Below are 19,175 nucleotides of genomic sequence, written 5' to 3'. Positions count from 1 at the left end.
GGTCTACGAATGGACATCGCCCTTTCCCGCCATGCGCCGAACCGGCTCGGCACGCTACGTGCGCCCGACGAAGTCGAACGCGCGGTCGCGCATCGGCTCGGGCCGCACCGGATGGCCGCGTCCAGCCGCGATCCGTTTCGCGCGGAGCTATATGAGGTGCCGCTGCATCACGGCGCGCTGCTCGAACTCTGCTACGGCCGCGAAACGCGCATCGAGTTCGGCGACGACGCCGATCACTTCCTGTTCCGGCTGACGCTCGCCGGTGCGTGCGAGCTTCAAGCCGGCAACGTCGTCGCGCGCGCCGGCCCCGGCGAGCTGACCGTGTCGTCGCCCGCGCTCGCGAGCCGCCTGCGTACGAGCCCCGATTGCCGCAACCTCGTGCTGCGGCTCGAACGCGGCGCGCTCGAACGCAAGTTGCAGGACATGCTGCACGCGACGCTCACGCGGCCGTTGCAATTCGACGTGGCAGCCGGCGGCGCCGGCGCAGGCGCCGCGCTCATGCTGCCGACCTTCGAGTACCTGTGCCGGCTCGGCGCGCAGCCGGGCATCGCCGCGTCGCCGGTGTTCGGCGCCGACCTTACCGCGTGGCTGATGTCGCTGCTGCTCACGCACCTGCCGCACGCCTACAGCGACGCGCTGCTGCGCGGCACGCCACCGCTGCCCGCGCACGTGCGGCGCGCGTGCGCGCACGTCGACGCGCACCTCGGCGAGCCGCTCGCGCTCGCCACGCTGGCGGCCGTCGCGGAGGTCGCGCCGCGCACGCTGCAGCATGCATTCCGTGCGTTCCTGCACACCACGCCGGCCGCGTACGTGCGCGAGCGCCGGCTCGCCGCCGTGCACGCGGCGCTGCAACGCGGCGACGCGCGCAGCGTGACCGACGTGCTGATCGCGCACGGCATCCTTGGCTTCGGCCATTTCGCGAAGGCGTATGCGCGGCGTTACGGCCACGCGCCTTCCGTCACCGCGAGGCAAACACGATGACGCTCTCCGCTCCCGGCCGCCCCGCCGCCTTGGCTCGGCCCGACTCCGCGCCGCACGACAACGACTCCGCCGACGGCCTGCGCGTGCAGGATCTCGATCTCAACCTGTTGAAGACGTTTCGCGCGGTCTATGAGGAGCGGCACGTCGGCCGCGCGGCGCTGCGGCTCGGCGTCACGCAGCCGTCGGTGAGCTACGCGCTCGGCCGGCTGCGGCTGATGTTCCGCGACGCGCTGTTCGTGCGCACCGGCACCGGCGTCGAGCCGACCCCGCGCGCGCAACGGCTCGCGATCTCGGTCGACAAGGCGCTCGCGATCCTGCAGGACGTGCTCGACGAAGGCTCGCGCTTCACGCCCGACAGCACGCAGCGCGTGTTCCGCCTGCACATGAGCGATTTCGCGGCGAGCGCGTTCCTGCCGACACTGCTCGCCGCGTTCGCCCGGCGCGCGCCGGGCGCCGTGATCGAGACGCTGCACGTCGACGAATGCCAGCTCAACGTCGCGCTCGAATCGGGGCGCATCGACTTCGCGCTCGGGCATTTCGCCGATGCGTCGAGCCATTTCCAGCGCACCGCGCTGCTGCACGAGCGCTGCGTGCTGCTGATGCCGCGCCGCACCGCGCAACGCATCGGGCTGGCCGCCGATTTCGTGCTCGACGGCACGGCGCCCGACGCGCTGCGCTTCGTCGCGATCACGTCGCATCCGCAGTCGATGCAACTGCTCGAACGGCACGAACTGATGCCGCGCGTGCGCGCCGCGCTGCCCGATTTCATGGTGGTGCCGGCGTTGCTGCAGGACGGCGATCACGCGCTGATCCTGCCGGAGACGATCGCGATCACGTTCGCGGCGCGCCAGCCGTGCGTGCTGTACGAGATTGCCGGCGCCGGCGAATGGACCGTCAACGCGTACTGGCATCGCCGCTTCGATGCGGACCCCGGCCACCGCTGGCTGCGCGCGCTGCTGCTCGAACTGTTCAACATCGGCGAGCAGGCGCCGTTCGACGCATGGCTCGCGCCGCAGCCGCCCGCCTGCGCGTAGCGGCGCAAGCGAGCAGGGGCACGGGCGCGCCGACACGCTCAGAACGACGTGAGGATGCCCGCGACGAGCGAGCTCGCGGTCGCGCCCGGCTTCGCGACGGCGACGCCGCCGCCGGCCGCCCCGTTGACGACGAAGCGCGCATGCGCGCCGTTGCGCACCATCGCGGCGCCCGTATACAGCACCGTGCGCTTCGACAGCGGATAGTCGAAGCGGATGCCGTACGAATCGGCGTTGCCGTCGCTGTCGGCCACCTTCCGGTAATGGCCGACGCTCAGCAGCAGCGACGCGCGACCGATCGGCACCGTCGCGCTCAGTTCCATGATGTCGCTGTGCGGATACGCGCTCTGGCTGTCGATCGCGGTCGCGACGTCGGGGCCGCCGCGATGGCGCAGGTACAGCGCGGCAATCTTCACGACGTTGAAGTCGTACGAGATTGCACCGAGCGTGTAGTTGCCGTTCGCGGCCATGCTCGTCGCGCCGAGCGTCGATGCGGCGACCGGGCTGAACTTCTGCTGCATGGTATCGACGTCGATCGACAATCCGCCGCGCACGTAGTTGATGCCGGCGCCGTACGTATCGCCGAGCGTCGCCGGCTGGCCGGCTGCACCGTTGGCGCCGCGCGCGGCCATCGCGCGCAGCATGAAGCCCGCGTAGCGCGGCGACGTGTAGCGCATCGCGTTGCGCACGCGCAGGAACGCGGGCCCGACGAAGTTGTTGGTCGCGTTGCCCCATGCGAGCCCCGCGCCGAGCCCCGGCAGGCTGTACGTGACGAGCGTCGTATGCAGGATCGTATAGAGCTCGCCGAACTGCACGCCGCCGAACGGCCCCGTGATGCCGACCCACGCCTCGCGGCCGAACAGCGCGCTGCTGTTCGACAACGCGCCGCTCGCCGCGTTGAAGCCGTCCTCGAGCTTGAAGATCGTCGCATAGCCGCCGCCGAGATCCTCGACGCCCTTCAGCCCCCACTGCGACGCCCACAGGTTGCCGCTGCCCATGCGCGTCACGTGATTCGGCCCGGCGTTCGCGTATTCGATCGCGGTGTCGATGCGGCCGTAGAGCGTCACGCTCGATTGCGCGACGGCAGGCAGCGTCATGCTCGCGAGCAGCGCGGCAAGCGGTACGGCAAGCCGGTCGGCCCGCCCGTTCGGTTGGTTCATCTGCGTCGTCCCGTAGAAGTTGCGGCGCCTGTCGGCCTCGCGCCGCTCGATGTGAAGCGCGTTCGCTTTCGAATGCGAACGCTGCCGATCAAAACCGGGCCGAGTCTAGGAACGACAATTTCGGACGTCGACGCAATGCGCTCTATAACGCTTATAGACGGGCCGCATGACGCGCACGGGCCCCGCCGCACGCGCGCTGCGCGGCGGCCCGCGCGCACGGCCTCGGTGTTTTCTTTATCCGGGTCGGTAAATGTCCGTGTGGCGCGGCTGTCACTCCGGCTATGGCGGCCGAAATTGGCCGACTACGCTGCGTCTCCGATCGTGTCATCCGCACGCTTTCGTGCTGCGACGGCGCCCGGCCCGCGAGGCCGATGCCGCGCTTTTCCACCGCCCGCTCCTGGAGAACCCGCATGTCCGCATCCACGGCCCGCGCTGCCGACGGCAAGCGCTATACGTACGAATGGTATGTCGTCGTCATCTGCATGCTCGCGTACGTCTTTTCGTTCGTCGATCGCCAGGTCCTCGTGCTGATGATCGAACCGATCAAGCGCGACCTGCACCTGTCCGATACGCAGTTCAGCCTGCTCAACGGCTTCGCGTTTTCGCTGTTCTACGCGGTGATGGGGCTGCCGGTCGCGTATCTCGCCGACCGCTATGCGCGCCCGCGCATCATCTCGCTCGGCATCGCGCTGTGGAGCGTCGCGACCGCCGCGTGCGGGATGAGCCAGCACTTCGTGCAGATGTTCGTCGCACGGATGGGCGTGGGCGTCGGCGAGGCCGCGCTGTCGCCCGGCGCGTATTCGATGCTCGCCGACTACTTCCCGAAGGAGAAGCTCGGCCGCGCGATCGCCGTGTATTCGCTCGGCTCGTTCATCGGCGGCGGCATCGCGTTCCTGATCGGCGGCTACGTGATCGCGCTGCTCAAGCATGCGAGCGCATTCACGCTGCCGGTCGTCGGGCGGGTGCATGCGTGGCAGGTCACGTTCCTGATCGTCGGGCTGCCGGGCATCCTCGTCGCGCTGCTGTTCGCCGCGACGGTGCGCGATCCGCAGCGCAAGGGGCTCGCGCAAGATCGCTCGGGCGTCGTTCGGCGCGTGTCGATGCGCGATTCGCTGCGCTTCGTCGGCACGCATCGCGCGACCTTCGCGTGCCACTACCTCGGCTTCTCGTTCTACGCGATGACGCTGTACTGCCTGCTGAGCTGGACGCCCGCGTTCTATATCCGCCGCTTCGGGATGACGGCCGTCGAAGCCGGCTACACGCTCGGCATCGTGCTGCTGGTCGCGAACACAGCCGGCGTGTTCTGCGGCGGCTGGCTCAACGACTGGCTCCTGCGGCGCGGCCGCGGCGATGCGCCGATGCGTGCCGGCGCGATCGGCGCCGCATGCATGGTGATTCCCGCGACGCTGTTCACGCAGCTCGACAGCCTGCCGGCGTCGCTCGCGATGCTGGTGATCGCGATGTTCTTCGCGTCGTTCCCGATGCCGACGTCGACCGCCGCGATGCAGACGCTCGCGCCGAACCAGATGCGCGCGCAGATCTCCGCGCTGTTCCTGCTCGTGTCGAACCTGATCGCGCTCGGCATCGGCACGACCGTCGTCGCGCTGTTTACCGACCGCGTGTTCGGCGCGCCGGCCGCGGTCGGTCATTCGATGTCGATCGTCAACGTCGCGGCGGCCACGCTCGCCGCGCTGCTGCTCGCCGCCGGCTGCCGCCACTACCGCCGCAGCCTCGAGCGCGAACGCGGTCATGCAGCGGCCGCGGTGCCGGCTGACGCGGCCGTCGACGGCGGCAACGCCATTGCCGCTCGCTGAAGTCGCTCGGTTCACCGATCGCGTGGTCGGCGCACCGGCCGCGCGATCGCCGCAACGCTGACCGGCGACAATCGGCACGCCCACCATCATCCATCCCACTTATTCCGGTATCGATTTTTAATCGATTTGATTTATGCAATGCCCATCCCTATTCTCGATCGCATGACGGCGCGGGGCTCTGCCGCGCCGCGTTCCTCTCCCCCACGGAATTTCCCATGCAAGCGAACCGCCACCAGGTCCGGATCGACGCGCTGATCGACGCGGCGCAGGACATCCGCTGTTTCCGGGTCTCGCGCGTCGACGGCCAGCCGTTCGACGCGTACGAACCGGGCGCCCATATCGACGTCACCGCGCCGTCCGGCATCACGCGGCAATACTCGCTGTGCGGCAACCCGGACGAGCGCGGCAGCTATCTGTTCGCGGTGAAGAAGGAAGCGCAGTCGCGCGGCGGCTCGCGTTCATTGCACGACGACGTGCGCGTCGGCGCCGAATTGTCGATCGGCACGCCGCGCAACCTGTTTCGTCTGACCGATGACGCGAGCGAGCACGTGCTGATCGCGGCCGGCATCGGCATCACGCCGCTGCTGTCGATGGCGTATGCGCTGCACAAGCGCGGCGCGCGTTATCGACTGCACTATTTCGCGCGCAGCCGCGACCATGCCGCCTTCGTCGACGAATTGTCCGCCGAACCGTTCGCGTCGCGCGTGACGTTTCATTACGGCGTCGAGCCCGATGCACTCGCGGCCGAACTCGGCCGCTGCATCGAGTCGATCGATCTGAAAGCGCATGTCTATACGTGCGGGCCGGGGCCGTTCATGGATGCCGTTGTCGCGGCCGCGGCCGAGCGAATCCCGGAAGATGCGATTCATCTCGAACGCTTCGCGGCGGATCCCGTCGCCGCGGATGCAGGCAATGCCGAAGCCGGCGCGAGCCCGGCCGATGGCTTCGAAGTACGCCTGAAACGCAGCGGTCAATCGGTGCGCGTCGCGCCCGATACGTCGATCGTCGACGCACTCGCGGCGATCGGCATCGAGGTCGACACGTCATGCGGCGAAGGCGTATGCGGCACCTGCATGGTGCCGGTGCTCGACGGCGAACCCGATCATCGCGACCACTGCCTGAGCAAGGCCGAGCGCGCGAGCAACACGGTGATCTGCTGCTGCGTGTCGCGCGCGCGCTCGGCGGTGCTCGTGCTCGATCTCTGATGCGCCGAGCGCGCCGCCATGTTGCCGCGCCGATCTACTGATTGACTGATGTAAAGGCGCGCGGGCGACGGACACTCCGCCACGGCGGTGGCGTCGTGCGGGAGCCGCCCGACCATCACTCGTCGAAACGCTCGACGATCTCGGCGAGCAGCGCGCGCATCCACGCGTTGCCCTCGTCCTCGTGGAAGTGCTCGTGCCAGTGCATCGTCACCGGCGCGGGCGGCAGCGTGACCGGCAGGTCGTACAGGCGGAATGCATTGTCGCGATTGAGAATCTGCGCGAGCCGCTTCGGCAGCGTCGCATACAGATCGGTGACCGACAGCACGCTCGGCAGCGCGACGAAGTGCGGCACCTCGAGCGCGATGTTGCGGCCCACGCCCTGCACGCGCAACGCGTCGTCGAGCGCGTGGTGGCTGTGCTCGACCGATTTCACGTTGACGTGCGCGGCGCGCACGAACTGCTCGAGGCTCAGCGCGGCCGCCGTCGGCAGCCCGCGCCGGCGCCCCGTCATGCACACGTAGGTTTCCTCGAACAGCACCTGGTGGCGCGTGCGCGGCATCAATTCCGGCAGGTTGCCGATCGCGAAATCGAGCCGGCTCGCGCGTAGCGCTTCCTCGATCTCCTCCACCGGCAGCGGCTGCACGCTGAGCGTCACGCGCGGCGCGCGCTCGCGCAACGCCTGGCAGATCGCCGGCAGGTACGCCATCTCGCCGGCATCCGACAGCGACAGCCGGAACGTGCGCGTGCTGGTGGCCGGATCGAAGCGCTCCGCGTAGCGCAGCGCGACGCGCACCATGTCGAGCGCCTTGCCGACGATGCCCGCGAGTTCGAGCGCGACCGGCGTCGGCTGCATCCCCGAACGCGTGCGCACGAACAGCGGATCGTCGAACAGCGTGCGCAGCCGGCCGAGCGAATAGCTGACGGCCGGCTGCGACAACGCAAGCCGCTCGCCAGCCTTCGTCAGGCTGCGTTCCTCGACGATCGCCTGGAATACGCGCAACAGGTTCAGATCGAGATGATCGACCGATGTCATCGTGACCTCCATCATTTGCCGCATTTATTTGATTATCGATTTTAGATCAATTTGACCGATATGCGGCAGAAGACGAGACTCGTCTTCGGACGCCGCGCACAGCCCGGCCCGATTTTCGCGACTCTTTCCCCACGACGACGATGAGCGACATTGCCTACCAGACGATCGACACCCGCGCGTTGCACGGCCTCGCGCAGCCCGACCGCATCGCGCCCGCGATGTATCACGATCCCGCGCTGTTCGAAGCCGAGCTCGACCGCATCTTCTACCGCACCTGGATCTGGGTCGCGCACGAGAGCGAACTGCCGAACCCGGGCGACTTCGTCACGACGACGATCGGCCGGCAGCCGGTGATCGTCGTGCGCGACAAGACCGGCGAGGTCAACGTGCTGCAGAACCGCTGCCGCCATCGCGGCGCGACCGTGTGCGAAGCGCACAAGGGCAACGCGAAGGGCTTCACGTGCCCGTATCACAGCTGGTCGTACGCACTCGACGGCACGCTGCGCGCGCTGCCCTACGGCGACGGCTACGAAGGCGTGTGCGAGAAAGGCGACCTGCCGCTCGTGAAGCTGCGCGTCGGCGTGTACCGGGGGCTCGTGTTCGCGAGCTTCAACGACGCGATCGAGCCGCTCGAGGATTTCCTCGGCGGCGCGAAGCCGTGGATCAACCTGTTCATGAAACAGGGCGCCGGCTACCCGATCAAGGCGAACGGCGAGCACAAGTTCAAGTTCAAGGGAAACTGGAAGATCCAGCTCGAGAACACCACCGATCTCTATCACTTCCCGGTCGTGCACAAGTCGTGGATGAAGTCGATCGACGACGAGACGGCCGCCGCGATCACGAGCTTCATGACGAGCGAGCACGCGTTCTGCCGCGCGCTCGGCAACGGCCACAGCCTCGCGGTGCTGATGCCGGAGCTGATCGACCTCGACGAAGACGACGGCGCACCGCTGCCCGAACGCTTCGCGCCGCTCGCGGCGAAACTCGCCGAGCGTCACCCGCCCGAAGCGGTGCGCCGCATCGTGCGCTCGCTGATGGGCGTCGGCTTCAACCTGAACCTGTTCCCGAACCTCGCGCTGTCGATGGCGTTCTTCCGCGTGCTGCGGCCGATCTCCGCGAACGAAACCGAGATCCGCCACGTCGCGCTCGCGATGGACGGCGGCCCCGACGAAGCGAACCGCGAGCGGCTGCGCATCCACGAGCATTTCCAGGGCCCGTTCGGCTTCGGCAGCCCCGACGATGCGGAAGCGTGGGAACGCGTGCAGCGCGGCGCGCATGCGGGGCCCGACGTACCGATCCTCGTGAATCGCGGGCTGAACCGCGAGACGACCGCCGCGAACGGCGAAAAGACCGCGCACGCGACCGACGAAACCGGCATGCGCGAGGCCTACCGGCAATGGCGCAACATGATGGAGCAGCAATGATGGACGACCGTAACGCCCTCTTTTCCGAGCAGACCTTCGCCCGCGCGGTCGAATTCGTGTGGCGCGAAGCCGAGATGCTCGACCGCCGCGACTACCGCGCGTGGCTCGCCCTGTGGGAGCCGGCCGGCCACTACGTGGTGCCGATCGATCCCGACGCGACCGATTTCGCGGCGACGCTGAACTACGTGTTCGACGACCAGGACATGCGCGAGAAGCGCGTGCAGCGGATGGTGTCCGGCTATTCGGCGTCGGCCGCCGACGCGGCGCGCACGGTGCGCACCGTGTCGCGCTTCACGCTGGAAAGCGGCAGCGCCGATACCGTCGAGCTGAAATCGGCGCAGGTCGTGGTCGCGTACAAGCGCGGCGTCGCGACGCTGTTCGCGGCCGACGTCACGCACAAGCTGCACGTGGATGCCGAAGGCGAGATGCGGATCGCCGAGAAAGTCGTGCGCCTGATCGACTCGACCGAAGCGCTCAGCGCGATCGGCTTCCTGCTGTAAGCCGTGGCCGGCTCACCGTCGCCAACGCAATGGTGAGGTGGGCACCTTCACCTGTGAGCGGCTGCCGGTTCGCCGTCGCCCGCGCAAAGGTGAACCGGTCACCTTCACCTTTCAGCGGCGGGCGCTTCGCCATCGCTCACGCAACGGTGAGCCCGTCACCTTCACCTTTCCGGCCCCTCATGCCCACACTCGAAGTTTTCCTGCCGGCCGGCCACGACGACGCGCGCAAGGCCGAACTGATCGCACGACTCAGCCACGCGACCGTCGACGCGATCGGCGCACCGATCGAATCGGTGCGCGTGCTGCTCACCGAATTGCCCGCGACGCATATCGGCCTCGCCGGCCGCAGCGCCGCGGACGGCGCGCCGCCGTCGCTGCCGGTGATCGTCGCGATCCTGATCGCCGGGCGCACCGACGAACAGAAGCGCGCGCTGATCGCCGCGCTGTCCGACGCGGGCGCGAACGTGCTCGATGCGCCGCTGCAGGCGACGCGCGTGATCATCAAGGACATTCCGAACACCGACTTCGGCATCGGCGGCCAGACCGCGCGAGCGCTGGGACGCTGACCATGCGTCGCGCGTCGCTGCCTCGCCGCCACGCGTCCGTGCGGTTGCGCTCAACCGTCGGCGAGCGGCAGCGTCACGCGGCAGTCGAGCCCGCCGCCCGCGGCCGGGTTCGCGGCGATTCGCCCGCCGTGGCGCGTGACGATGCTCTTGCACAGCGACAACCCGATCCCGTTGCCGCCTGCCTTCGACGACGAGAAGCCGTCGAACAGCCGGTCGTGCGCGCCTTCGGCGATGCCGGGCCCGTTGTCGATCGCCCGCAGTTGCGCATGCCCATCGACATTCGCGGTGCCGAGCGTCAGCGTGCGCGGCACGCGCTCGCAACTGGCGAATGCCTCGATCGCATTGAACGCGAGATTCAGGATCACCTGCCCGATCAGCACGCGCTCGCAGCGGATCGGCAGCGGCGCGTCGGCCTGCACGATCGCGACCGTCACGCCGGCCTCCTTCGCGCGCAGCTCGATGAAGTACGCGACGTCCGCGAGAATGTCGCGCAGGTCGGCCCGTGCGACGACCGGCTCGCGCTTCACGATGAATTCACGCACGCTCTTGATGATCAGCGCCGCATGCTCGGCCTGCCGGTCCGCACTGCGCAGCCCCCAGATCGCGTCGTCGACGGCGCCGTTGCCGTTCAGCCGCCGCACCGCGCCTTCGATGAAATTGCGCACGGCCGCGAGCGGCTGGCTCAGTTCGTGCGCGATCACGGTCGCCATCTCGCCCATCGCGTTGTAGCGGCCCGCGTATTCGAGCATCCGCGCCTCGGCGCGCCGCGCGTCCTCGATCGCGACTTCGTCGCTCACGTCGCGAAACTGCACGAGCAGCCCGTCGAGATCGCCTTCGATCTCGACCTGCCGGCACAGGATGCGCAGCCAGCATGCCGAGCCGTCGCGCCGCACGATCCGGTAGCGCTGCGGCGCGGACGGGCACGCGGACGGCGCGTCGCGCAACTGCGCGACGAGCCGGTCGCGATCGGCCGCCGAGCAGTAGTCGAGTACCTCGCCGAGCGGCTCGTCGGGCGCGAGCCCGAGCACGCGGCGGCCCGACTCGCTGATGAACTGCACACCGCCGTGCGGCGTCACGACCGCGATCCCTTCGTCGAGATCCTGCATGAACTCGCGCAGCCGCGCCTCGTAGCGGCGCAACTGCTGGCGCACCGCCTCTTCCGCGCTGATGTCGCGGAACTGCACCATCACGACGTCGCGCCCGCGCAGCGGCACGTAGGTCGCGGTGGCCTCGGACAGCATGTCGACGCCCGTACGCGAGCGATAGCACCATTCGTACACCTGCGGGCCGTCGACGAGCGCACGATCCCACGCGCTCACCGCGATCTCGCGCCGGTACTTCGGCTCGGGGCGCGTCATGTCCGGCGCCTTCAGCGGCAGCAATTCCTCGACGGAAAAGCCGAGCGCGATGCACGCGGCGCGATTCGCCCACACGATCGCCCGGGTGCGCGCGTCGTGCAGCAGCACGCACGTGGTCAGCGCGTCGAGCAGCCGGTGGAAATCGTCTTCGTCGGGAAAACTCATGATCGGATTCGGAGGAAGGCGCGCGGCATCGCGCGGCCGGAAACCCAACATAGCACCGGCGCGCGCCGATCGCATCTGAAGATTTCTTTAGGCCGGCACGGAGCGTCACCAGTCGCGCGGCCCAACGCACCAATTGCTGCGTGTTTTCGGCGTTTCTAGACTGGCTGCATCGTCTTGCCCCCGACAACCGACATCGACATCGCCCCCATCCCCAGGAGACTTTCATGCCGCAAGCCGCCCTCGCCATCGAATCCGCGCCGACCTCGCCGCCCGCGGCACGTCCCGCGGCTGCGCCGTCGTCGCCGCTCGACGCGGTGATCGAAACCGTCGCCGCGCGCCGCGACGAATTCGACCGGCTGTCGCACGTGCCGCGCGACGTGATCGCGCTGTTCAAGCAGGCCGGCATCTATCGCGCGGGCACGCCGCGCCGCTTCGGCGGCGATGCGCTCGCGCCGACCGCGTTCCTCGACATGATCGAACGAATCGCGACCGCCGACGGCTCGGCCGCGTGGGTCGCGAGCTTCGGCTCCGCGAACGTCTATCTCGCCGCGCTGCCGCTCGACACGCAGGCCGAGCTGTACGCGAGCGGCCCGGACCAGGTGTTCGCGGGCGGCCTGTTCCCGGTGCAGCCCGCGCAGGACGCGCCGGGCGGCTGGCGCGTGAACGGCACGTGGAAATTCGCGAGCGGCTGCAAGGGCGCCGACTGGCTCGGCGTCGGCATCGCGGTGCCCGGCGCGCAGCACGCCGCGCCGAACAAGCCGCGCACGGCCGTGTTCCGCGCCGCCGACGTCGAGATCGTCGAGAACTGGAGCGTGGTCGGCATGCAGGGCACCGGCAGCCATGACCTGCGCGTGAACGACCGCTTCGTGCCCGAGGCGTGGACCTTCGTGCGCGGCGGCGAGGCGACCGTCGACGAGCCGCTGTACCGCTACCCGACCGTCGCGTATGCGGCGCAGGTGCTGGCCGTCGTCAACCTCGGCCTCGCGCGCGCGGCGCTCGACGTCGTGAACCGGATGTCGGGCGGCCGCCAGACGACGACCGGCGCGCCGCGTCTCGCCGATCGCGCGTATTTCCGCATCGAGCTCGCAAAGGCGGAAGCGCAACTGCGCTCGGCGCGTGCGTTCTTCTACGATGCGACCGATACCGTGTGGCAATCGATCCTCGCCGGCAACGCGGTGACGCCCGATCAGGTCAGCCTGCTGCGGCTCGCGGCCACGCAGATCGCCCGCGAAGGCGCGAGCGTCGTCGAGCGCGCATACCGCCTCGGCGGCACGGCGGCGATCTATCGGTCGCATCCGCTGCAGCGGTTGCTGCGCGATGCGATGGTCGTCACGCAGCACGCGTTCCTCGCCGAAGGCAACTTCGACGGCGCGGGCGCGGTGTTCACCGGCGTCACGCCGTTTCCCGGCTATCTGTAACCGGCATCGACCGACACTTTTGATGAACGCGCATGAAGCCGCCGCGCCGTCGCCGGCCGGCTCGCGCACCCCACCGATCCCTCTGGAGAACCCGATATGTCCGATTCGAATCCGCTGCCGCTGCGCGTGCTGTTCTGCTGCGGCGTGTCGCAGAATTTCTTCGACCTGCCGCGCGAGAAGATCGGCGAAGTGTGGCAGGCGTATGGTGCAATGCTCGCGGCCGTCGAAGCGATGCCCGGCGTGCGCGTGCTCGGCGTGATGGACGACGACCGCCTCGTGGTCGGCCAGGCCGACGGCGCGCCGTGGACCTTCTACATCATGGCCGACGTCGCCGATTTCGACACGACGGTCGCCGTGTGCAACCTGTACCGCACGACGCCCGTCGGCGAATACAACCTGTGGCGCTACGGCAAGATCGAGGCACGCGTCGGCCGCGCGCTGACCGTGCCGCCGGCCGCGAAGCCCGCGGCGTGAGGCGCGCGATGACCGACTTGTCTCCCGCGGCGATCGACGCGCTCGCGCAGCGCGTCGCGGCGCTCGACGCCGAGCGCTCGGTGCGCGCGACGATCACGCGCTACATGGCGCTGTGCGACGTGCCCGAAGCGGCTGGCGAGGGCCCGTCGCTGGCCGAACTGTTCACGGCCGACGCCGTGTGGGAAGGCATCGGCCCGCAGTACGCGAAGAAGTTCGGCCGCCTCGAAGGCACGGCGGCGATCGTCGCGATGCTCGGCCGCTATCTGCCGCCCGATCCGCATTTCTCGGCGAACCTGCACTTTCTGACGTCGGAGTCGATCGAGATCGGCGCCGGCCATGCCAGCGCGCGCGGCCGCTGGATCATGCTGCAAGCGTCGCGCTACGCAAACGGCTCGGCCGAGCTGATCGCCGCGCGGCTGACGATCGATTTCGCGCCGGCCGCCGACGGCTCCGCCTGGCTGATTCGCCATTTCCGCACCGAACGCGTGCTCGACGGCCCGTGGCCGCTCGCCGCCGCGCCACGGTCCTGATGTTTCCCGCTGCTTTCGCACGATACCGACCATGACAGGATTCATCGACACCTTCACGCTCGGCGGCCCGGGCCCGACGATCGCGATCAAGGACACGATCGACATCGCCGGCCATCCGACCCGCGCGGCGAGCCGCGCGCTCGCCGATGCGCCGCCGGCCGTACGACACGCGGACGTGGTCCGCCTGCTGCTGGACGCCGGCTGGCAGATCGCCGGCAAGGCGAACATGCACGAGCTCGCGTTCGGCATGACCGGCATCAACGACTACACGGGCACGCCCGTCAATCCGCAGGACGCCACGCGCATTCCGGGCGGCTCGTCGAGCGGTTCCGCGTCGCTCGTCGGGCTCGGCGCCGTCGACGCGGCGCTCGGCACCGATACCGGCGGCTCGATTCGCGGGCCGGCCGCGTGCTGCGGCGTGGCCGGGCTGAAACCGACGTTCGGCCGCGTGTCGCGGCGCGGGGTCGCGCCCGCGGACACCACGCTCGATTGCGTCGGGCCGTTCGCGCGCGAAATCCGCACGCTCGTCGCGGTGATGGCCGCGATCGCGCCGGGTTTCGAACGCGCGCAGGCGAGCGCCTCCGTCGAAGGCTGCACGGTCGCGCAACTCGCCGTCGAAGCCGATCCGGCGATCGCGGCCGCGCTCGATGCGGCCGTTCGCGCGTCGGGTCTGCGTTCGCATACGGTCGTGCTCGATGAAATGCCGGCCGCGTTCGCGGCAGGGCTCACCGTGATCAATGCGGAAACGTCGCGCGCGTTCGGTCATCTGGTCGAAACAGGCAAGCTCGGCGCCGATCTCGACGCACGACTGCGCACGGCCGCGACGACGACACCGGCCGCGCTCGCGCAAGCCGAAGCCGTGCGCGCACGCTTCACCGCGCAGGTCGATGCCGCGCTCGAACACGCGGACGTGCTGGTGCTGCCGACGCTGCCCGCACTGCCGATCACGCTGCAACAGGCCCGCGACGGCGTATCGGTGATCGCGATGTCGTCGCTGATCCGGCCGTTCAACCTGAGCGGCCATCCGGCGCTCAGCCTGCCGCTGCCGCTCGCCGGTTCGCCGTTGAAGGCCGGCTTGCAGATCGTCGGACGCAAGGGCGCGGACGAACGGGTCTGCGCGATCGCGGCACACTTCGAAGCGGCATTGGCCGCATGAACCACGATGCGAGCGCCGCCACAGGCGTGCGCCCGCGAACCAAGGAACGCCACACCATGTCAGATCGAGTCGTCCTCGTCACCGGCGCCGCGCGCGGGCTCGGCGCCGTCCTCGCCGAACGCTTCCATGCGGCCGGCTATCGCGTCGCGCTGGCCGACATCGCCGCCGACGCCGTTCAAGCGCATGCACGCGAACTCGACCCGAGCGGCGAACGCGCGATCGCGCTGCCGCTCGACGTCACGTCCAAACGCGATTTCGAAGCGGCGCGCGATGCGCTCGTCGCGCGCTGGGGCTCGATCGACGTGCTCGTCAACAACGCGGGCGCATCGAAGGTCGTGCCGGCGATGGAGATCACGGCCGAGCAGTTCGACCACGTGATCGACGTGAACCTGCGCAGCGTGCTGTTCGGCTGCCAGGTGTTCGGCCAGTACTTCGCGCAGCGCGGCGCGGGCCGCATCGTCAACATCGCGTCGCTCGCCGGGCAGAACGGCGGCTCCGCGACGGGCGCGCACTACGCGGCCGCGAAAGGCGGCACGCTGACGCTGACCAAGGTGTTCGCACGCGATCTCGCCGCGCAGGGCGTGACCGTCAACGCGATCTCGCCGGGGCCGCTCGATCTGCCGATCGTGTACGAAAGCGTCGCGCCCGAAAAACTGCGTCAGGTGCTCGCGAGCCTGCCGGGCGGCAAGCTCGGATCGGCCGGTTTCGTCGCGGATGCGGCCGTGCTGCTCGCATCGGGCGACGCGCATTTCGCGAACGGTGCGTGCTGGGACATCAACGGCGGGTTGTACATGCGCTGAACGCGCCGAGCCTCATCGCGACGATTCGCCGTCGTCGCCCCACACGACCATCACGTCGCGCACGAGCGCGGCGATCGACGTCGCGCCGAGCTTCTCCTTGATGCTCGCGCGATGCACGTCGACGGTCTTCACGCTGATCGACAGATCCGACGCGATCTGCTTGCTGCCCTTGCCGTCCACGACGCCGCGCAGCACCTCCTTCTCGCGCGCGGTCAGCGCATCGAGCCGCTGGCGCAGTTCGCGGTGACGCTGGCTCACCGCATGCCGCTGCTGCGCGAGCCGCAGCGCGCGCTGCACGCGCTCGAGCATCTGCTGCGAGTTGTACGGCTTCTCGACGAAATCGATCGCGCCGTTCTGCAGCGCGCGTACCGACATCGGAATGTCGCCGTGTCCGCTGACGAAGATCACCGGCAGCGTCGCACCGCGCGCATTCAGTTCGGCCTGCACGTCGAAGCCGCTTTTCTCCGGCATCCGCACGTCGAGCACGAGGCACGCGGGCAGGTTCACGTCGAAGCGCGCGAGAAAGTCGGCCGCGTTCGCGAATCCTTCGGACGCGATGCCCACCGATTCGAGCAACCACGCGAGCGACGTCCGCATGCCGCCGTCGTCGTCGACGATATATACGATCGGTGCGGGTGACGTCATCGCGGGTGTCTCGCTGAATGTCGGTATCGGTATCGCACGCGCCGCGCGCAACGCCGGTGGCCGGCGTGTCGCGAGCGTCGTTCGCTGGGGGTGCGGCACATCATAACGAGCCGAAAACCCGCTGCAAACCCCTTCACGTGCCGCGCGAACGCGCAATCGCGGTTTTTTGCGCGCGCGATGGCGTGCATCTAGGTAGAACCTTTAGACGCGTCGGCAGGAACGCCATCCCGATCGCCAATCGTGCGAATGGTCGGCCGCCTTTTCGCGGCGTACGCTTGGGTCATCGTCGGCCACGCGAGGCTGCATCGACAGCGCCCGCGATCGCCGCCTTCATCCAACCTGGAGCGCCCATGTCCGCAACGACCGATACCCCGCAACCGGCGCGCGCCGAACCGACCGACGCGCAGAAGGCCTTCCGCCAGGCGATGGCCCATCTCGGCGCGGCCGTCAATGTGATCACCACCGCGGGCCCGCACGGCCGCTGCGGGATCACCGCGAGCGCCGTGTGTTCCGTCACCGACGCGCCGCCGACGCTGCTCGTGTGCCTGAACCGGTCGAGCGCGATGCATGCGACCTTCGAGCGCAACCGTCAGGTCTGCATCAACGTGCTGCCGGCCGAGCACGAGTTGCTCGCGCGACACTTCGCGGGGCTCACCGACCTGCCGATGGAGCAGCGCTTCGCATTGCCCGTGTGGGATCGCGGCGAACGGGACGTGCCGGTGCTGCGCGATGCGCTCGCGAGCCTGCAGGGCACGATCGCCGAGATGAAGGAAGTCGGCTCGCATTCGGTGATGTTCATCGAGGCGACGTCGATTCGCGTGCGCGACGACGGCGACAGCCTGATCTACTTCAGCCGCGCGTTTCATCGCGTGTCGCGCACCGCGTGCGTGCGGTGACCGGCACATGACTACGCGGACGTGCGCAACGCGCGCTGCCCGGCCGCGAATGCCGCGCCCACGAACAGCGTCAATGCCGAATACACGAGCCCGCGCGCGAGCCCCGCACTGTCCGACACCCAGCCGATCGCGACCGGCCCCGCGATCTGCCCGAATGCGAAGACTGTCGTGAATGCGCTGATCCCCTTCGCCCAGCCGTCGGGCGGCAGGTTGTGCCGCACGAAGGCCGTCGTCGACGCGACCGCCGACAGGAACGTCGCGCCGAACAGCAAGCCCGATGCGAATGCGGCGGCCGGGTGCACGAACAGCGCGGGCATCAGCGTCGCGACGCCGAGCAGCGCGTTGAGCACGGCGAGCGCCTGGCCGCCGCGCATCCGGTCGAGCAGCCCCGACCACAGCCGCGCCGACACGACGGTCGCGACGCCGAGCATCACGTAGAACGCGGCGACGACCGTGCCGCTCATCCCCGCGCCGCGCAGCAGCGCGACGATGAACGTCATGTAGCCGATATAGCCGACGCCGAACAGGCCGTAGCCGGCCAACGCGAGCGCGAAGCGGGCCGGGCTCGCGGTCGCCGCCGGTTTCGCACCGTCGGCGCGCGTGGCCGGTGCCGCATGCGCATGCTCGATGCGGCGCGCGGCCAGCACGGCCACCGCCGAGAACAGCACGCACGCCGTCGCGAGTGCGAACCACGCGGGCTGCCAGCCGTGCACGCGTGGCACGAGCGTGGCCGGCACGAGCAGCGACGACGCGACGATGCCCCATCCGGTGCCGCCGTAGTACAGGCCGAGCAGCAGCCCCGCATCGCGCGGCGACGCGGATGCGAGCCGCGCGGCCAGCACGCCGCCGCTGATGAAGATCAACGCGCTGCCGACACCCGTCGCCAGTCGCTGTGCGAGCAGCACATGCATGTCCGACGCGAGCCCGCAGGCTGCCATCAGCACGGCGGTCAGCGCGCAACCGGCGGCAAGCAGCGTCCCCGCGCGCCAGCGCCGCGACAGCAGCGGGAACGCGAGCGCGCCGATCAGGTAGCCGGCCGCGTTCGCCGTGTTCAGCGCGCCGGCCTGCGCGAACGTCCAGCCGAGATCGGCCTTCATCGGCGGCAGCAGCAGCGCATAGGAAAAGCGTGCGAGGCCGAGCGCGATCGCGCTGCCGAGCGACAGGCACATCGCGAGCCGCCAGGCCGCCATGCGGCCGGGATCGGTTGCGCCGGCGTCCGGCCGCGAGCGGCCGGCACGCTGCGGTTGCGGCACTACGCGCATCGGGCGTCTCCTTCGTTGTTCGGTTCCGGGGCTCACGCCGCCGTCGGTCGATCATACTGGAGCCGCCACGAAATCGGCACACGCGGCAGCGGCATACCCGCGACGGGCGCCGCGCCCGGTTCCCGCTCCCCGACACGACGGCCGGGAAACGCGGGAGACCAGCCGGCGCCGGCACGCGCTACCGCCCGAGTCCGGCCGCAAACGCCGTCAGCAGCGCCCGCCCTTCGGCCCATCCGGCCAGCCCGGACGCCGCGTTCAGGTGGCCGCGCGCGCCGAGCAGAAGCGGCGCCGCGCCGTGTTCCGTTGCCCATTCGAGCGCGCGCCCCGACGGATCGTACGGATCGTCCGCACTCGCGATCGCCAGCACCGGCACGCGCCCCAACCCGCCGTTCGGCAGGTTCGCGAACGCGGCGGCGGCAACCGGAAAGCGCGGCCCCGCCGGGTCGGGCATGGCCACGAGAAACGCGCCGCGCACCGCGCGCGACGACACCGCATGCCAATGCGCGAACAACAGACACCCGAGTGAATGACAAACGACTAGCGGGGCCGCCCCGGCGTTCGCGACGGCCTCGTCCAGCGCCGCCATCCAGTCGGCCAGATCGGGCGCGTCCCATGAAGCCGGCGCGATGCGCGCGGCGCCGGGAAACGCCGCCTCCCAGTGGCTCTGCCAATGATCCGGTCCCGAATTGCCGATACCCGGCACGATCACGATCGCTCGATCCATTACGCCCTCCGTCAACTTGAAGCCCAGAGTGTG

At 69.5% G+C, this 19,175-nt stretch carries 19 protein-coding genes; 13 read left to right on the top strand and 6 right to left on the bottom strand.

Annotated elements, in window-relative coordinates:
• Nucleotides 1-9 precede the first annotated feature (9 nt).
• Both QZM72_RS07295 and QZM72_RS07290 read left to right on the top strand, forming a co-directional pair.
• Nucleotides 10-981, top strand: a complete 972-nt coding sequence (locus QZM72_RS07295) for an AraC family transcriptional regulator (RefSeq protein WP_301737685.1) — start codon at nucleotides 10-12, stop codon at nucleotides 979-981.
• Nucleotides 978-2,015 carry a LysR family transcriptional regulator gene (locus QZM72_RS07290; protein ID WP_301737684.1) on the top strand — a complete coding sequence of 346 codons (1,038 nt, stop codon included), beginning with the start codon at nucleotides 978-980 and terminating at the stop codon, nucleotides 2,013-2,015. Before QZM72_RS07295 ends, QZM72_RS07290 begins: the two co-directional genes overlap by 4 nt.
• Nucleotides 2,016-2,053: 38 nt before the next feature.
• On the opposite strand, the gene QZM72_RS07285 is transcribed toward QZM72_RS07290, so the two are convergent.
• Entirely contained in the window at nucleotides 2,054-3,172 is a 1,119-nt protein-coding gene (locus QZM72_RS07285; RefSeq protein ID WP_301737683.1) for a porin, read from the bottom strand.
• 410 nt (nucleotides 3,173-3,582) lie between these two features.
• Here QZM72_RS07285 and QZM72_RS07280 point away from each other — a divergent pair, with 410 nt between their 5' ends.
• Together QZM72_RS07280 and QZM72_RS07275 are read left to right on the top strand one after the other, a co-directional pair.
• Nucleotides 3,583-4,986, top strand: coding sequence for an MFS transporter (locus QZM72_RS07280; protein ID WP_301737682.1), 1,404 nt, complete (start codon nucleotides 3,583-3,585; stop codon nucleotides 4,984-4,986).
• 215 nt (nucleotides 4,987-5,201) lie between these two features.
• On the top strand, nucleotides 5,202-6,191 hold the full coding sequence (locus tag QZM72_RS07275; protein WP_301737681.1) for a PDR/VanB family oxidoreductase: 990 nt from the start codon (nucleotides 5,202-5,204) through the stop codon (nucleotides 6,189-6,191).
• A gap of 115 nt (nucleotides 6,192-6,306) precedes the next feature.
• Here QZM72_RS07275 and QZM72_RS07270 read toward each other — a convergent pair whose 3' ends face one another.
• Complete coding sequence (locus QZM72_RS07270) at nucleotides 6,307-7,224, bottom strand: LysR family transcriptional regulator (RefSeq protein WP_301737680.1); 918 nt, start codon at nucleotides 7,222-7,224, stop codon at nucleotides 6,307-6,309.
• A gap of 140 nt (nucleotides 7,225-7,364) precedes the next feature.
• Between QZM72_RS07270 and QZM72_RS07265 the strand changes: the two genes are divergently transcribed.
• From QZM72_RS07265 to QZM72_RS07255, 3 genes are all read left to right on the top strand, one after another.
• Entirely contained in the window at nucleotides 7,365-8,648 is a 1,284-nt protein-coding gene (locus QZM72_RS07265) for an aromatic ring-hydroxylating dioxygenase subunit alpha (RefSeq protein WP_301737679.1), read from the top strand.
• Nucleotides 8,645-9,148, top strand: coding sequence for an aromatic-ring-hydroxylating dioxygenase subunit beta (locus QZM72_RS07260; protein WP_301737678.1), 504 nt, complete (start codon nucleotides 8,645-8,647; stop codon nucleotides 9,146-9,148). The genes QZM72_RS07265 and QZM72_RS07260 overlap by 4 nt, the downstream gene beginning before the upstream one ends.
• A 179-nt stretch (nucleotides 9,149-9,327) precedes the next feature.
• Nucleotides 9,328-9,714: a 2-hydroxymuconate tautomerase family protein gene (locus tag QZM72_RS07255; RefSeq protein ID WP_301737677.1), complete on the top strand. Its 387-nt coding sequence runs from the start codon at nucleotides 9,328-9,330 to the stop codon at nucleotides 9,712-9,714.
• A gap of 50 nt (nucleotides 9,715-9,764) precedes the next feature.
• Here QZM72_RS07255 and QZM72_RS07250 read toward each other — a convergent pair whose 3' ends face one another.
• Nucleotides 9,765-11,312 carry a sensor histidine kinase gene (locus QZM72_RS07250; RefSeq protein ID WP_301737676.1) on the bottom strand — a complete coding sequence of 516 codons (1,548 nt, stop codon included), beginning with the start codon at nucleotides 11,310-11,312 and terminating at the stop codon, nucleotides 9,765-9,767.
• 149 nt (nucleotides 11,313-11,461) lie between these two features.
• On the opposite strand from QZM72_RS07250, the gene QZM72_RS07245 reads away from it, so the two are divergent.
• The 5 genes from QZM72_RS07245 (at nucleotide 11,462) to QZM72_RS07225 (ending at nucleotide 15,615) form a co-directional block, all read left to right on the top strand.
• Nucleotides 11,462-12,655 (top strand): acyl-CoA dehydrogenase family protein, encoded by a 1,194-nt coding sequence (locus tag QZM72_RS07245; RefSeq protein WP_301737675.1) that lies wholly within the window; start codon nucleotides 11,462-11,464, stop codon nucleotides 12,653-12,655.
• A gap of 96 nt (nucleotides 12,656-12,751) precedes the next feature.
• On the top strand, nucleotides 12,752-13,129 hold the full coding sequence (locus QZM72_RS07240; RefSeq protein ID WP_011356094.1) for a hypothetical protein: 378 nt from the start codon (nucleotides 12,752-12,754) through the stop codon (nucleotides 13,127-13,129).
• An 8-nt stretch (nucleotides 13,130-13,137) separates the two neighbouring features.
• Entirely contained in the window at nucleotides 13,138-13,659 is a 522-nt protein-coding gene (locus tag QZM72_RS07235) for a nuclear transport factor 2 family protein (protein WP_301737674.1), read from the top strand.
• Nucleotides 13,660-13,690: 31 nt separating this feature from the next.
• Nucleotides 13,691-14,815: an amidase gene (locus QZM72_RS07230; RefSeq protein ID WP_301737673.1), complete on the top strand. Its 1,125-nt coding sequence runs from the start codon at nucleotides 13,691-13,693 to the stop codon at nucleotides 14,813-14,815.
• A gap of 56 nt (nucleotides 14,816-14,871) precedes the next feature.
• A complete protein-coding gene (locus tag QZM72_RS07225) occupies nucleotides 14,872-15,615 on the top strand; it encodes an SDR family NAD(P)-dependent oxidoreductase (protein WP_301737672.1) in 744 nt (247 codons plus the stop codon).
• Between the two features lie 12 nt (nucleotides 15,616-15,627).
• Here the strand turns inward: QZM72_RS07225 and QZM72_RS07220 are convergent, their stop codons facing one another.
• Nucleotides 15,628-16,260, bottom strand: a complete 633-nt coding sequence (locus QZM72_RS07220; protein WP_027790826.1) for a response regulator transcription factor — start codon at nucleotides 16,258-16,260, stop codon at nucleotides 15,628-15,630.
• A 350-nt stretch (nucleotides 16,261-16,610) separates the two neighbouring features.
• Between QZM72_RS07220 and hpaC the strand changes: the two genes are divergently transcribed.
• Entirely contained in the window at nucleotides 16,611-17,156 is a 546-nt protein-coding gene (gene hpaC, locus QZM72_RS07215; RefSeq protein ID WP_089469107.1) for a 4-hydroxyphenylacetate 3-monooxygenase, reductase component, read from the top strand.
• 11 nt (nucleotides 17,157-17,167) lie between these two features.
• On the opposite strand, the gene QZM72_RS07210 is transcribed toward hpaC, so the two are convergent.
• Together QZM72_RS07210 and QZM72_RS07205 are read right to left on the bottom strand one after the other, a co-directional pair.
• Nucleotides 17,168-18,418 (bottom strand): YbfB/YjiJ family MFS transporter, encoded by a 1,251-nt coding sequence (locus QZM72_RS07210; RefSeq protein WP_301737670.1) that lies wholly within the window; start codon nucleotides 18,416-18,418, stop codon nucleotides 17,168-17,170.
• A gap of 178 nt (nucleotides 18,419-18,596) precedes the next feature.
• Nucleotides 18,597-19,142, bottom strand: a complete 546-nt coding sequence (locus QZM72_RS07205) for an alpha/beta hydrolase (RefSeq protein ID WP_301737669.1) — start codon at nucleotides 19,140-19,142, stop codon at nucleotides 18,597-18,599.
• Nucleotides 19,143-19,175: the final 33 nt, after the last annotated feature.

This window comes from Burkholderia sp. AU45388 (genome assembly GCF_030481585.1).
GTDB classification, from domain to species: Bacteria; Pseudomonadota; Gammaproteobacteria; order Burkholderiales; family Burkholderiaceae; genus Burkholderia; species Burkholderia sola.
Note: the sequence above shows the minus strand (reverse complement) of the source record. Positions and strands in the feature narration are given on the sequence as shown.

Bases quoted from the DNA above. Each gene is read 5' to 3' on its own strand.
- QZM72_RS07295 (WP_301737685.1), top strand. From the start codon at position 10: ATGGACATCGCCCTTTCCCGCCATGCGCCGAACCGGCTCGGCACGCTA.
- QZM72_RS07290 (WP_301737684.1), top strand. From the start codon at position 978: ATGACGCTCTCCGCTCCCGGCCGCCCCGCCGCCTTGGCTCGGCCCGAC.
- QZM72_RS07285 (WP_301737683.1), bottom strand. From the start codon at position 3,172: ATGAACCAACCGAACGGGCGGGCCGACCGGCTTGCCGTACCGCTTGCC.
- QZM72_RS07280 (WP_301737682.1), top strand. From the start codon at position 3,583: ATGTCCGCATCCACGGCCCGCGCTGCCGACGGCAAGCGCTATACGTAC.
- QZM72_RS07275 (WP_301737681.1), top strand. From the start codon at position 5,202: ATGCAAGCGAACCGCCACCAGGTCCGGATCGACGCGCTGATCGACGCG.
- QZM72_RS07270 (WP_301737680.1), bottom strand. From the start codon at position 7,224: ATGACATCGGTCGATCATCTCGATCTGAACCTGTTGCGCGTATTCCAG.
- QZM72_RS07265 (WP_301737679.1), top strand. From the start codon at position 7,365: ATGAGCGACATTGCCTACCAGACGATCGACACCCGCGCGTTGCACGGC.
- QZM72_RS07260 (WP_301737678.1), top strand. From the start codon at position 8,645: ATGATGGACGACCGTAACGCCCTCTTTTCCGAGCAGACCTTCGCCCGC.
- QZM72_RS07255 (WP_301737677.1), top strand. From the start codon at position 9,328: ATGCCCACACTCGAAGTTTTCCTGCCGGCCGGCCACGACGACGCGCGC.
- QZM72_RS07250 (WP_301737676.1), bottom strand. From the start codon at position 11,312: ATGCGATCGGCGCGCGCCGGTGCTATGTTGGGTTTCCGGCCGCGCGAT.
- QZM72_RS07245 (WP_301737675.1), top strand. From the start codon at position 11,462: ATGCCGCAAGCCGCCCTCGCCATCGAATCCGCGCCGACCTCGCCGCCC.
- QZM72_RS07240 (WP_011356094.1), top strand. From the start codon at position 12,752: ATGTCCGATTCGAATCCGCTGCCGCTGCGCGTGCTGTTCTGCTGCGGC.
- QZM72_RS07235 (WP_301737674.1), top strand. From the start codon at position 13,138: ATGACCGACTTGTCTCCCGCGGCGATCGACGCGCTCGCGCAGCGCGTC.
- QZM72_RS07230 (WP_301737673.1), top strand. From the start codon at position 13,691: ATGACAGGATTCATCGACACCTTCACGCTCGGCGGCCCGGGCCCGACG.
- QZM72_RS07225 (WP_301737672.1), top strand. From the start codon at position 14,872: ATGTCAGATCGAGTCGTCCTCGTCACCGGCGCCGCGCGCGGGCTCGGC.
- QZM72_RS07220 (WP_027790826.1), bottom strand. From the start codon at position 16,260: ATGACGTCACCCGCACCGATCGTATATATCGTCGACGACGACGGCGGC.
- hpaC (WP_089469107.1), top strand. From the start codon at position 16,611: ATGTCCGCAACGACCGATACCCCGCAACCGGCGCGCGCCGAACCGACC.
- QZM72_RS07210 (WP_301737670.1), bottom strand. From the start codon at position 18,418: ATGCGCGTAGTGCCGCAACCGCAGCGTGCCGGCCGCTCGCGGCCGGAC.
- QZM72_RS07205 (WP_301737669.1), bottom strand. From the start codon at position 19,142: ATGGATCGAGCGATCGTGATCGTGCCGGGTATCGGCAATTCGGGACCG.